General features: G+C 65.1%; 10 protein-coding genes and 1 pseudogene. 6 read left to right on the plus strand and 5 right to left on the minus strand.

The genetic code is table 11. The annotated features are described in order from the left end of the window. The 3 genes from DH10_RS32755 to DH10_RS32765 all read left to right on the plus strand — a co-directional run. A partial coding sequence (locus DH10_RS32755; RefSeq protein ID WP_192385791.1) for a sensor histidine kinase occupies positions 1 to 1,016 on the plus strand: 1,016 nt, incomplete at its 5' end. Further along, on the plus strand, positions 991 to 1,779 hold the full coding sequence (locus tag DH10_RS32760; protein WP_192248986.1) for a peptidoglycan-binding domain-containing protein: 789 nt from the start codon (positions 991 to 993) through the stop codon (positions 1,777 to 1,779). The genes DH10_RS32755 and DH10_RS32760, both read left to right, overlap by 26 nt. A gap of 68 nt (positions 1,780 to 1,847) precedes the next feature. Beyond that, the gene (locus tag DH10_RS32765) at positions 1,848 to 2,195 is read left to right on the plus strand and encodes a DUF1491 family protein (protein WP_192248989.1); all 348 of its coding nucleotides are present in this window, start codon (positions 1,848 to 1,850) and stop codon (positions 2,193 to 2,195) included. Positions 2,196 to 2,258: 63 nt separating this feature from the next. Here DH10_RS32765 and DH10_RS32770 read toward each other — a convergent pair whose 3' ends face one another. From DH10_RS32770 to DH10_RS32780, 3 genes are all read right to left on the minus strand, one after another. Beyond that, complete coding sequence (locus DH10_RS32770; RefSeq protein WP_192248992.1) at positions 2,259 to 3,266, minus strand: DUF2336 domain-containing protein; 1,008 nt, start codon at positions 3,264 to 3,266, stop codon at positions 2,259 to 2,261. Between the two features lie 377 nt (positions 3,267 to 3,643). Beyond that, the gene (locus DH10_RS32775) at positions 3,644 to 4,192 is read right to left on the minus strand and encodes a DUF1254 domain-containing protein (protein WP_192248995.1); all 549 of its coding nucleotides are present in this window, start codon (positions 4,190 to 4,192) and stop codon (positions 3,644 to 3,646) included. Next, complete coding sequence (locus DH10_RS32780; protein WP_192248998.1) at positions 4,185 to 4,769, minus strand: DUF1214 domain-containing protein; 585 nt, start codon at positions 4,767 to 4,769, stop codon at positions 4,185 to 4,187. The genes DH10_RS32775 and DH10_RS32780 overlap by 8 nt, the downstream gene beginning before the upstream one ends. Before the next feature lie 301 nt (positions 4,770 to 5,070). Between DH10_RS32780 and DH10_RS32785 the strand changes: the two genes are divergently transcribed. Then, entirely contained in the window at positions 5,071 to 6,267 is a 1,197-nt protein-coding gene (locus DH10_RS32785) for a DUF930 domain-containing protein (RefSeq protein WP_192249226.1), read from the plus strand. 58 nt (positions 6,268 to 6,325) lie between these two features. Here DH10_RS32785 and DH10_RS32790 read toward each other — a convergent pair whose 3' ends face one another. Together DH10_RS32790 and DH10_RS32795 are read right to left on the minus strand one after the other, a co-directional pair. Continuing rightward, positions 6,326 to 8,482 carry a transglycosylase domain-containing protein gene (locus DH10_RS32790; protein WP_192249001.1) on the minus strand — a complete coding sequence of 719 codons (2,157 nt, stop codon included), beginning with the start codon at positions 8,480 to 8,482 and terminating at the stop codon, positions 6,326 to 6,328. 264 nt (positions 8,483 to 8,746) lie between these two features. Then, the gene (locus DH10_RS32795; RefSeq protein ID WP_192249004.1) at positions 8,747 to 9,385 is read right to left on the minus strand and encodes a TetR/AcrR family transcriptional regulator; all 639 of its coding nucleotides are present in this window, start codon (positions 9,383 to 9,385) and stop codon (positions 8,747 to 8,749) included. 111 nt (positions 9,386 to 9,496) lie between these two features. On the opposite strand from DH10_RS32795, the pseudogene DH10_RS32800 reads away from it, so the two are divergent. Further along, positions 9,497 to 11,904: pseudogene (locus DH10_RS32800) on the plus strand (GcvT family protein). Positions 11,905 to 11,916: 12 nt separating this feature from the next. Further along, on the plus strand, positions 11,917 to 12,822 hold a 906-nt coding region (locus tag DH10_RS32805), incomplete at its 3' end, for a trimethylamine methyltransferase family protein (protein ID WP_192385792.1).

Below are 12,822 nucleotides of genomic sequence, written 5' to 3' on the forward strand. Positions count from 1 at the left end.
CCGACATGCGCGAGGGCGCGCCGAAGCGCCGGCTCGACCTGCGCATCCGGCTGCCGCGCGACGGTGGCGGCTCGGCCGACAATTTCCGCCCGTTCCGCCTGGAATTGATGCGCGGCGCGCTTGAGCAGGACATCTTCACCCTCGTGCTTCGTGAGAACGACGACGTAGCAGCGCTGCGCGAAGAACTTGCCTCGGCCAGGGACGCCGCGGCTGCCGCCGAAGTGGCCAAGGGCCGTTTCCTGGCGGTGGTCAGCCACGAGCTGCGCACGCCGCTCAACGCCATCATCGGCTTCTCCGACATGCTGCTGCACGAGATGTTCGGCGCCTTCCGCGATCCGCGCCAGAAGGAATATGTCGGGCTGGTCAGGGAGTCCGGCCAGCATCTTCTGTCCGTCGTCACCTCGATCCTCGACGTCTCGCGCATCGAGGCCGGCGCCTATGCGACCGAGCTGGAACCGTTCCGCTTCGCTGATGCCGTCGATATGTGCCGCTCGATGATGCGGCCGCTGGCCGACGCCAAGAGCATCGCGCTCGGCTCGCAGATCGCACCGGACGCCGGCGAGATCAACGCCGACCGCCGCGCCGTGCAGCAGATCCTGATCAATCTGGTTTCGAACGCCGTGAAGTTCACGCCCGACGGCGGCAGTGTGGTGATCGGCGCCAAGCGCGTCGGCTCGCGGTTGCATTTCTGGGTGAGCGACACCGGCATCGGCATCGCCGAGGAGGATATGGCCAATCTCGGCAAGCCGTTCATGCAGATCCAGAACGACTATACGCGCCGTTTCGAGGGAACCGGGCTCGGCCTGTCGCTGGTCAAGGGCCTGGTGGCGCTGCACGAGGGCACGATGTCGATCGAGAGCGCTCCGGGCGAAGGCACCACGGCGACGATCAGCCTGCCGGTGAACGGACCGAAGCGGCGCTCGGGCGCGCCGGCCGGTGTGCTGCCGATGCCGGTTGCAAAGCCGAAGGGGGATGCAGATGGGGACAGCAATGGCTCGCTCCGCAAGACGGCCTAAGGTGGTCGAACCCGAGCGCGGCGTCCTTGCCGAGGGCGCTGTGGCGGTTGGCCAGATGATCTCGCGCAATCCGGTCCTGGTCGGCGGCTCGACCGCCTTCCTGGTGACGCTCTTCTACGTTTCGGCCAACGCGCTCTGGTACCAGCCTTTTCCGCACACGGGCGCCTTCTTCGCCACCAGGAGCATCGAGAATTTCCCGCATGCCGTCTCCGACGAGCCGGAGACCACCATCAACATCGTGCGGCAGGCGCCGGCGCAGCCGGCTCCCAAGCCCGACCCGATCGTCCAGCAGGTGCAGGGCATATTGAAGGACCTCAATTTCTACGACGGCACCGTTGATGGCCTGACGGGGCCGGCCACGCGCAAGGCCATCCAGGCCTATCAGCTCAAGGTCGGCTTGCCGGCGTCCGGTGATATCGACGGTGCGCTGCTCGATCAGCTCGGCGCCAGGCAGACGACCGCTGCCATTCCGCATCCGGCGCCGCGTCCGGCCGATATCGCAACGGCCCAAGCCGCCAAACCGATGGCAATTCCGGTCTCCGCCCCGGCCAATGGAGCGGCGCAGGCGCCCGACGCCCGCATCGTCAAGATACAGGCCGGCCTCAAGGCGTTCGGCAATGACGACATGCAACTCGATGGCTTGGTCGGCGCCCGCACCAAGGCCGCGATCAAGGAGTTCCAGGCGCTGTTCGGGCTGCCCGAGACCGGCGAGCCGGACGAAGCGGTCTATGCCAAGATGCGCGAGATCGGCCTGACGAACTGAGGGCTGTCGGCGTTTCGGTTCCATTCCCAATGTTGTAGGGAACCGCGCATGCCCTCCGGAATCCCACCATGCGCGTGACCACCGATCTTTGGGTTTCGGCCCTTGTGCGCCGCGTGTTCGGCGCCGGCGGTTTTGCCGCCGTGGTCAAACGCGGCGCGACCGAGGCGGGCGCCGTCTTTGTGCTGTCGCGCGGCCGGTTGGGGGAGGTGGCTCTGTACGGGCCGGCACCGCAGACGAGCTACGATTCCGCAAAGCCCGACGAGCGCTTCTTCACCTTGCTCGATTCCAGCGACGAAGCCTCGGCATTCGATGCGCGGCTCGAGAAGGAAAAGCGATTCGATCCGGATATCTGGGTGGTCGAGATCGAGGCAGGCTCCGTTCCGATCGAGGAGCTTGTTTCCGTGAAGACGGAATAGGGGCTGCGGCCCGGCTTCAGGTCCGGCAATTCCCACGAAGAACCGCTGCCTGACTTTCTTGCTTCAGGACGCCTTGCGGCCGGCGGCCTTTTCATCGACGTTCGATGCCTGGCGCCCGGCGCTTGGCGTCTCGGTGGCGTTGCCGCGGATCGCTCGCGACAGGGTTTCGGCCTTCCAGGCCCGCACCTTGTCGAGCGCCGCCTCGCGATGCAGCAACCGGTAGCGGTCGAGGAACAGGCGGATCGCCTGCGGATGCGGGAACTCGCCCGGATAGACCGCGACCGCGATCAGGAAGGCCCTGTCTTCGCTGAGGTCGAGCGCCTTGAGCGCCGCGAGCAGTGCGGCATAGCCCGACTGCTCGGTGACCGAGCGGGCCGTGGCAAAATCGATGTCGAGCGCATCGGCAAGCGCTGTCTGGAAGAAGGCGGCGTTTTCGGTCAGCGCCGTCTCGCGCAGCCTCACATAGGTCGGCTGTCCAAGGAACAGGTTGACGGCGGCACCTTCGCCGGCGGGGCGCATCATCGAGCGCAGGCGGCGCCGCGCGTTTTCCTCGGCTTTGCCGGGATCCGGGCGGCTGTCTTCCGTCGTGCTAGCGGGCTCCGGTTTCACCGGTGCGAGCTTCGTGACCGTCTCAGGCGGCCGCGTCTTGACCAGCGTCGGCTTCTCCAGCGCACGGATCAGGTGGGCGATGGTCGCATTGAGTTCCTTGCGTCGCGCGATCGCGCGCGCGTGCGGCAGGCCATGGCGGCCGATCAGCGCGATGAGATCGATGTCGCTCAGAGCGTTCGAGCGGGTAAGCAGCGGTGCCGCGATTTCGACCGGCTCCTCGGCCAGCCGCCGCACCAGCGCGGCTGGCGCATATTCGCATTCGGAAAGGGCGGCGGCGACATAGCGGCGCGATTCGACCGACACCTCGTCGAAAAGCGGCAGCGTCAGATCCTCGAGCTGGGCGATCTCGCGGCGCGAGGGGCGCGTCAGCGAGCAGAAAGCCGACACGGCGGCGCGGAACAGCCTTTCGGCTTTTCCCGCTTCGGTCCGGATAGCGATGTGCCTGAAATCCGAAGAAGACACGGAGGATACGCCCGATACTCGACACAGACCTGGCCCCGCGCAATCCGGCCGGGCCGGTCACGCGTCTCCAGGGAACAAAGATCAAATTAGCGGCGATCCGTTAGCGCTCCGTTAACCCTCTGCCCGCCTTAATCAACTTTGGAGGCGTTGCGTTGTGCTCCGGGTCAACCGAGAGGAATGCACGAACCATGGGCATGGTCCTGTCTTTTGTGCCGAGAACGGCACCGGTCAATCGAGTAACTCACGCTACCGACACAGCGGCGGCGGTTATCATCTTCCCCGGCGTCCGCTACGAGCCGCAGCCGCAGGTCGGCGCGGCGCGCCAGGACTCTCCGGACAAGCCGCCGCGGCCTCCGGTGCCGCATCACTGACCTTACTCAGTAGTCCTGCAGCTCGCAGGCGCTCTGCTCGAGGAAGCGTGACACGATCGGCTTCCAGCTGTCGTCCGGAACGAAGGCGCGGACGACGACGATGCCTTCCTCGATGGGCGCCTCGACGAAGATCGCGCCCTGAAGCTCTTCAGGAAGGTCGCGCCGCACGTCGATCATCTGCGCCGGTGTTAGCACCACGGCATCGAGCTTCTCGCTGTTGGCGTTGTGGTCGTTGAAGGAATAGATGTTGTGGCCGCTGCGGTCATAGACCGAGGCCGACCAGAACGGCACGTCGCCCGGCGCCCGGATCCGCACCAGCCCGTCGGCGAGATCGAAGCGGCAGGCAGCCGCATAGAACATGGGGTCGACCGACTTCACCACCGGCGCCCCGCCGGCCTCCGCGTCCAGGCGCGTCATCTTGTAGAGGTCGGAGGCCATTGCGAGCCGCGACCAGGCATCGCGTTCGGAAAATTCCGGCACCAGGAACAGCACCGCGATATGCACGATGCCGGCGCCGAGCAGGCCAAGGATCAGGGCGTGCAGCAGGCTACGCATGGCAGCCCGCCTTCAGGATGCGCGGCAGCGTCACGTCGGAAAGCCCGGTGCTGCTCGCGATCGGCGTGTCGTAGAAGGTCAGCACGAAATACATCTTGCCGAAGCCGTTGGTGAGCAGCCAGTTGCCGGGGGCAGGGCGGTCGCCGACCGAGATGACGACCGAATTGTCGGGTTGGCGCAGCACCTCGTAGGATTGCAGCGCCGCCTGTCTCGCCTTGCCGGTGTCGATGACGCCGAGCGACTGGTCGGCGGCATAGAGCGTCCAGAACCGGGCCGTCGGATATCCGCCTACGATCGTATAGGCGCATTGCCGTTTCAGCGGCGCGCCGGACTCGTCGCGCTCGGCAACGAAGGACAGCCCCTCCGCCTGGCCAAGCGCCAGCACGCCCTCGCGCGCCACGCGGGCCTTGGAATAGGGGTCGGCGGCCTGGGTGCCGATTTCGGGAAAAGCGGTCCATTGGCCGATCCGGATCGCGCCGACGCCGTCCTGTGCGTTGAGCGCATACCAGACGCTGCCGCCGCCAAGGCCGATGGCGATGGCAAGCGAAAGCAGCGTGAGGGATGCGTTTCTGAGCATGAAGGGCCGGAACTGAGGAGGTTGTTCGGGATATCGCGGCGCGGGGTGACGTGGCAAGCCGGCTCGCTCTAAGGCGTGGCGATATTCAGGTGATACCGGCCTGCAAATGGCGGCCTCCTGCGCTTCCGGTACTGATGTAAATGGCACACTGCCATCAAGTCGCTTCTACCGAACAACGTGGCATTCCCCCTGCTGAAGACCGGCTTGTCATGGACAGGGTCCGTCCTGCGGCGCTGTAGGTGGCCATCCAATCCGATGCCTGTGCTTGAAGGCGCCGCCATTTCGTTCCACATCGATCGGGATGAAGGGCGAGACAGAAGAACGGCGTTGGAATTTGGCTTGGGCCTTGCCCGCATCGCTGATTCTGCATGTGCTCATCGCAGCGTTTCTGGTCCATAGCCTGCCGAGAACTGCCCAACAACCAGATCAGGAACAGCCGGTTAATGTCGCGCTTGTGCCTCCGCCCGAGCAGCAGAAACCGAAGCCTCCGCCCGCATCGCAGCCAAAGGAACTCAAGGCCGAAAGGCCGCCGGAACCGAAGGCTGAAAAACCGCCCGAGCAGAAAGTTGAAAAGCCGCCTCTGCCGGAAAAGCAGCCGCCGAAGCCACCGCCAATCGCGGTGCTAAAGCCCGTTTTTCAGTACGGCGACAAGGATACCGGCCCGAGGAAATCCCTGGATGGAGGCGGCGATCGAGACAACACGCCGTCGCCGACCAAGGATGACGACTCCAAGTTCCCTGCCGTGCCGAAGCCTGCGGAGAACCAATCTGCCGCGCCGCCAGGCTCCGATCGGCGGGCCGATCCAAGCAAGGCTGACGAGAAGCCGGTAAACGCCGCGACGGACGCCAAGCCCGCGCAGAGTGAGGAGAAGCAGGCAACCCATGACACGGATAAACAGCAGGCAGACGAACAAGAGACAGGAGCGCAAACCGCCGAAAGGCAAACAGCCGTGGCGCCAACGCCGCCGGGTGCTGAGAGCGATAGCAAAGTCGAGCTTCCGGCCGCGGCCGAAAAGCCGAAGTCCAAACCCGCAAATGCCCTGAAGTTCAGGCCTGCGAACGTCTCGAAGTCCCGAAGCAAGAGCGCCGGGACGCCAAGTTCCACCAAAGCCGCCGTTACTGCATCGCCGACATATTCGGGCCTTCCGGGTGTTCGAAAGCTCTACTCGCAGGGCGCTACCGGCGATGCGCTGGCCACAAGCTCTATGACCGGCGTGCCTCGCGATCAGCGGGTCGCCAACCTTTGCGGCAGCGTTTTGAACCAAGAATTGCAGGACGCCTCTTATTCTCCCAAATGGCTGCCATCCATTCCGCTGAAGGTGGGCAATGTTCTTAGCCCTCCGGAGGCCGCCTTCAGCACGACAACCACATGGTACCGCCTAAGCTTCCGGTGCGAGGTCGACGGCGATGCGACGAGGGTCTTATCGTTCAACTTCCGTGTCGGCGCTGAGATCCCACCCGGCGAATGGGCCCGTCTCAGATTGCCTAGTCTTCACTAGAGCATGTCTCCCGACAGCGGGAACCGGTTTCGGGACAAAGACGTGCGTAGGATCAAAACTAAAGCGCCGACAGCGTCTCCGGCGGGGTAGGCGCGTCGAGAACCGGCGCCGCTTGGAACGCCTTGGTTATGTCCCTCAGCGTCTGGGTGGTCCGGCTGGACAGCACCGGCGGACGCTCGGCCTCCGCCTGTGCCTCGGCATCCGCGGCCTCCTTCTTCGCCGCCTCCTCGGCCTTGGCTGCGACCTCCGGGTCGACCCACGGATGATCGAGGCCCGGGATCGGTTTCAGGTCGATGTTCTGGTGCGCATAGACCATCAGCCGCTGCCACACCATCGCCGGCAGCGAACCGCCGGTCATCTTGTTGGTCGGCGTGAAGTCGTCATTGCCGAGCCAGACGGCGGCCGTGTAGTTGCCGGTGAAACCGACGAACCAGGCGTCGCGGTAGGATTGCGTGGTGCCGGTCTTGCCGGCGACGACGATGTTGGGAAGCTGGGCGCGCCTGGCCGTGCCGATCGCCGGGACAGCCGCGAGCATGGTGTTCATGTATTTCAGCGCCTTTTCCGACAGCACACGGTGCGGCGGCGGCGCGTCCTTGGTCCAGTCATAAACCACGTCGCCGGTGCGCGTAACGAGCTGGGTGATGCCGTGGCGGGAGCCGACGAAGCCGTTTTGCGCAAAGACGCTGTAGCCCGTCGCCTGGTCCATCACCGTCATGAGGGATGTGCCGAGCACCATGGTCTTGTGCGATTCCAGGGGCGACTCGACGCCCATCGATTCCGCCATCGCCTTGATCGGAGCGATGCCGAGATAGTCCTTGGCGAGGCGCACCGGCACGGTGTTGATCGACTTGGCGATGGCCGTGAGCAGCGTGACATTCCCAGCCGATCCGCCGCTGTAGTTGTGCGGTGACCAGCTGCCCCAACTGACGGCACCGCCGGAAACCACCGAGTCCGGCGTGAAGCCGTGCTCCATCGCGGTGGCGTAGACGTAAGGCTTGAACGACGATCCGGTCTGGCGAAGCGCCTTGGTGGCGCGATTGAACTGGCTGGCGCCATAGTCGCGGCCGCCGACGATGGCGCGCACCGCGCCGTTGGTCTCGATCACCACCACCGCGCCCTCGGTGACGTTGTATTCCTTGCCGAACTGGCGAAGGTGGAACTCGACGGACTCTTCCGCCGCCTTCTGGATGTTGGCGTCGAAGGTGGTGTGAGCGACCAGCGAGTGCTGGCCGGGCTTGGCGATCTTCTTCACCTCGTCGAAGGCCCAGTCGAGGAAATAGTCCGGGCTCTTCTGCTCGCCGCGGTCGACGACGTCGGCCGGATGCAGCCTGGCCTGCAGCACCTGACCCTCGGTCATGAAGCCCGAGTCGACGAGATTGGAGAGCACCACATTGGCGCGGGCGCGGGCGGCCGGCAGGTTGATATGCGGGGCGTATTTGGTCGGCGCCTTGAACAGGCCGGCAAGCATCGCCGCTTCGGCGAGGTTCAGGTCCTTGACGCTCTTGCCGAAATAGAAATCGGCCGCCGCCTCGATGCCGAACGTGCCGCCGCCCATATAGGCGCGATCGAGATAGAGCTGCAGGATCTCCTTCTTGGAGAGGTTCGCCTCCAGCCACAGCGAGAGAAAAGCTTCCTTGATCTTGCGCTCCAAGGTGCGCTCGTTGGAAAGGAACAGGTTCTTGGCGAGCTGCTGGGTGATGCTGGAGCCGCCCTGGACCACCGAATTGGCGCGCACATTCTCGAAGATCGCGCGAGACAGGCCGAGAACGTCGATGCCGTAATGATCGAAGAAACGCCGGTCCTCGGTCGCCAGCACCGCCTTGATGACGATGTCCGGCATCTCGTCGACCGGCACGGAATCGCGCTGGATGATGCCGCGCTGGCCGATCTCGTTGCCGTAGCGGTCGAGGAAGGTGACGGCGAAGTCGCCCTGGTTGCGCCAGTCGCCGGCGGTGATCTCGAAGGCGGGCATCGCCAGCGCCAGGAGCACCACGAAGCCGCCGGCGCCCATGGTGAAGCCTTCGCTGAGCACCTCGATAATGGCGCGTCGCCAGCCATGCAGGCGGAAGCGGCGGGAAAAGATGGTTGCCGCTTCCCAGAATTGGCGCGCTTTGAAGCTGATCTCATAGAGCGAGGAATCGAGCCACGCGTCGACGGCAAGAGCCGCCGAGGCGACCCGGCCTCTTCTCTTGCGTGGTTTCGAAGGACTTGCCATTCCAGACTTCCGCCCCAACGCGCTTTCGCCCGAAAACAGCATGCGGGCAGTTTCAGGGTGGCACCCCGTCAAACTATTCGATCATTTTATCACCGCTCACAAGGGCAGCGAAGCCACAGCGCAAGCTTTGTTGAATGGGAACGCATCGGCCGGCCTAAAAGCGTCGCGATCTTTCAGATTCGCTCCTGCGCTTCAGGTCTTTGATCTTACGCATGTCTCTGTCCCGAAGCCGGTTCCCGCTTTCGGGAGACATGCTTCCTGATATCACCGCGCCGCGATGAAGCGCATGAAATGCGCCACATCCGCGTCTGTCGGCTCCTGGCCGGTGAAGGAGCGCAGGTAGGCGGCGAGATGGCTGACGCGGGCCTCGACCGGCTCCTTGAGGTCGAGCACGTAGTAGCCGATCTGCATGTAGTAGAGCACGCGGGCGCGAATGAACGCGTCCTCGTCGTCATAGCCGTGCCGGCGGTACATGTCGCGGATCGCAGTGAGGCGCTCGTCGTCGGCCTGGTCGATCATCCGCCGCACGTCGATCGAGCGCCTGGCCCATTCGCGGACGGCGAAATCGAGCCTCGGGTCGAACAGGCGCTCGTCGGCCCAGCATTCGAAGACGTTCATCACACCCATGATGATGGTCTCGGCCGGGCGCCGGGCGCGCTCGACGATCGCCGTGGTGTTGGTGTCGTGCCAATACTTGAGCAATTGGTCGAGCAGGTCCTGGCGGCTTTCGAAATACCAGTAGAAGCTCGATCGCGACACGCCGAGCTTCTGGCCGAGCGTAAGCACCCGCACGCTCTCGATGCCATCTGAAATCAGTGTCTCAAGCGCCAGATTGATCCAGTCCGAGCGCGTGACCTTGATGTTGGCGGGCGCCGGCTCGGTCTGCGGAGCGGTCATGATCATGGCCGCACAATAGGCACGGCACGAAACTCTGCGCAAGCTCTGGACAGAAGTGTCTAGACACATATGTCCAGGAGATGTATCGTAAGGGCCTCCAACGAGAGGGAGAGGCTCGTGAAATCGCATTACCGGGCAGTCGTCATCGGGGGAGGCGTGGTCGGCGCCTCGGTGCTCTACCATCTCACGCGGTTCGGCTGGAGCGATGTGGCGCTCATCGAGCGCGCCGAGCTGACGGCCGGCTCGACCTGGCACGCGGCCGCCGGCTTCCACGCTCTCAATGCCGATCCAAACGTCGCGGCATTGCAGGACTACACGATAAAACTCTATCGCGAGATCGAGGCCGAATCCGGCCAGAATGCCGGGCTGCACATGACCGGCGGCGTCAACATGGCGAGCGACCCGCAGCGCTGGGAATGGCTGAAATCGGCCTGGGCGGTATTCCAGTCGGTCGGCATCGAGACGGCACGGCTGATGACACCGGAGGAGATCAAGGAGATCTGCCCGATCGTCGATGTCAGCGACGTGCTGGGCGGCCTCTATGATTCCAACGAGGGCCATCTCGACCCCTACGGTACGACGCACGCCTATGCCGGCGCCGCGAAGAAGCGCGGCGCCGATGTGATCCTGCGCAATCGCGTCGTCGAGCTGAAGCAGCGCGCCGACGGCGGCTGGGACGTCGTCACCGAGAAAGGCACGATTGTCGCCGAGCATGTAGTCAACGCCGGCGGCCTCTGGGCCAAGCAGGTCGGGCTTATGGCCGGCGTCGACCTGCCGGTGACGCCGATGGAGCACCACTATTTCGTCACCGAGGACATTCCGGAAATCGCTGCGCTCGACAAGGAACTCGGCCTTGCCGTCGATCTCGACGGTTTCTCCTATCTGAGACAGGAGCGCAAAGGCGTCCTGCTCGGCGTCTACGAGCAGAACCCCAAGCATTGGAACATGGACGGCGCGCCCTGGGATTACGGCATCGAGCTCATCCCCGAGGACATTGACCGCATCAGCCCGGAGCTTTCCAAGGCCTATCAGCGCTTCCCGTGCCTGGCGAAGGCCGGCATCCGCAAATGGGTGAACGGCGCCTTCACCTTCACGCCGGACGGCAACCCGCTGGTCGGCCCGGTCAGGGGCCTCAGCAACTACTGGGTCGCCTGCGGCGTCATGGCCGGCTTCAGCCAGGGCGGCGGCGTCGGCAAGTCGCTGGCCGAATGGATGATTTACGGCGAGCCGCAGGCCGACATCTTCGGCATGGACATCGCCCGCTACGGCGCCTTCGCCGCCAACCGCGAATATCTCAAGCAAACGACGGGCCAGTTCTATGCCCGCCGCTTCGTCATGACCTTCCCCAACGAGCGCTTGCCGGCAGGCCGGCCGCTGAAGCGCCCCGGTGCTTATGATGGCATGAGCGCCGCCGGCGCCGAGTGGACGGCGTCCTGGGGTCTGGAAATCCCGGCCTATTTCGCGCCTATGGGGTTCCGCGAGGAGACGACGCTGAAGCGCTCCAACGCTTTCGACATCGTCGGCGACGAGGTGCTTCAGGTGCGCCGCGCAGCCGGCCTCGTCGATACCACGGCCTTCTCGCGCCACGCGGTGTCAGGCCCGGGCGCCGAGGCATGGCTCGACCGGCTGCTGGCCTGCAGGCTGCCGAAGCCCGGCCGCGCGAAGCTCGCGCCGATGCTCGGTCATGACGGACGCCTCAAGGGCGATCTCACCGTGCTCAACTGGGGCGGCGGCGACTACTGGATCATGGGCTCCTACTATTTGCGCGAGTTCCATATGCGCTGGTTCGAAGCGCATTTGGCCGAAGGTGTCTCGGTCACGGATCGGACGCAATGTCCGGCTTCCTCGTCACCGGACCGAACGCAAGGAAGATCGTCGAACGCACCACCCATCAGGACATCTCCGCCAAAACCCTGCCGTTCATGGCTTGCGGCGCGTTCGACATCGGCATGGTGCGCGCCCGCGTCGCCCGGCTGTCGATCGCCGGCGAGCTCGGCTTCGAGATCAACTGTCCGGCCACCCTGCATGCGACCTTGCGCGAGACGCTGCTGGTCGCCGGCGAGGATCTCGGCCTCGCCGAGATCGGCTATTACGCGCTCAATTCGCTGCGGCTGGAAAAGAGCTTCGGCATCTGGTCGCGCGAATTCACGCAAGGCTACACGCCCGGCCAGACCGGGCTCGACCGCTTCATCGCCTTCGACAAGGGCGATTTCGTTGGACGCGAAGCGGCGCTCGAGGAGCGCGAGGCCGGTGTCGCGCGACGGATCGCGACGCTGGAGGTCGATACGGTCGACGCCGACGCCAGCGGCTTCGAGCCGGTCTGGCACAAGGGACGCCGCGTCGGCTTCGTCACCTCCGGCGGCTATGGCTACACAGTCGGCAAGAGCGTCGCCCTGGCGTTGCTGGATGACGATTTCGCCGAGGAGGGGACGGAGCTTTCCGTACACATTGTCGGCGTCGAACGGCCGGCGTGCGTCATCGCGGTATCGCCTTACGACCCCAAGGGCGAGGCAATGCGGCAATAGGGAGGATTAGGCATGATTGACGAGGCCGCACGCGATCTGAGACGCGAACGCCGGCGCGGACGCACCGGCGACGCTGGCAGCGAATCGAGCCGCCGCCCGAACTACCGTTCGCTGAAGAACCCGTTCCTGCCGCAGCCGGTCTTTTCCGACGACCAGGTCGCCGCGATTCACGACACGGCGCTGCGCGTGCTGGAGGAGCTCGGCATCAAGGTGTTGCTGCCCGAGGCGCGAGCAAACTTTGCCCGGGCCGGCGCGCTGGTCGACGAGGACAGCCAGATGGTGCGCATCGGCCGCGACATCGTGTCGGCGGCGCTTGCCGCCGCGCCGCGCTCGATCCCGACGCGGGCCGGTGACCGCTCCCGCGATCTCGATCTCGAACTCGGCACGATGACGTTCCTCGCCGGTTGCGGCGCTCCCAACGTCACCGATCTCGAGCGCGGCCGGCGGCCGGGCACGCTTGCCGCCTTCGAGGAATTCATCCGGCTGGTGCAGCATTTCGACGTGCTGCACATGCTCGGTCCCTGCGTCGAGCCGCAGGACGTCGACACGCGCTTTCGCCACTATGCCACCGGCCGGGCACAGCTGACGCTGTCCGACAAGGTACCGTTCGTCTTCGCCCGCGGCACGCCGCAGGTCGAGGACAGCTTCGAGATGGTCCGGCTGGCGCGCGGCCTCTCCGAGGACGAGTTCCTGGCCGACGCGCATTGCTACACCGTCATCAACACCAATTCGCCGCGCCAGCTCGACATCCCGATGGCGCAAGGCATCATCGACTTTGCCCGCGCCGGCCAGGTGTCGATCATCACGCCCTTCTGTCTGGCGGGCGCCATGGCGCCGATCACGGTCGCCGGCGCGCTGACGCTGCAGCATGCCGAGGCGCTGGCCGGCTTGACGCTCGCCCAGATCGTGCGCCCCGGC

Origin of the sequence: Mesorhizobium silamurunense (assembly GCF_014843825.1) — a bacterium.
Taxonomy (GTDB): Bacteria; Pseudomonadota; Alphaproteobacteria; order Rhizobiales; family Rhizobiaceae; genus Mesorhizobium; species Mesorhizobium silamurunense.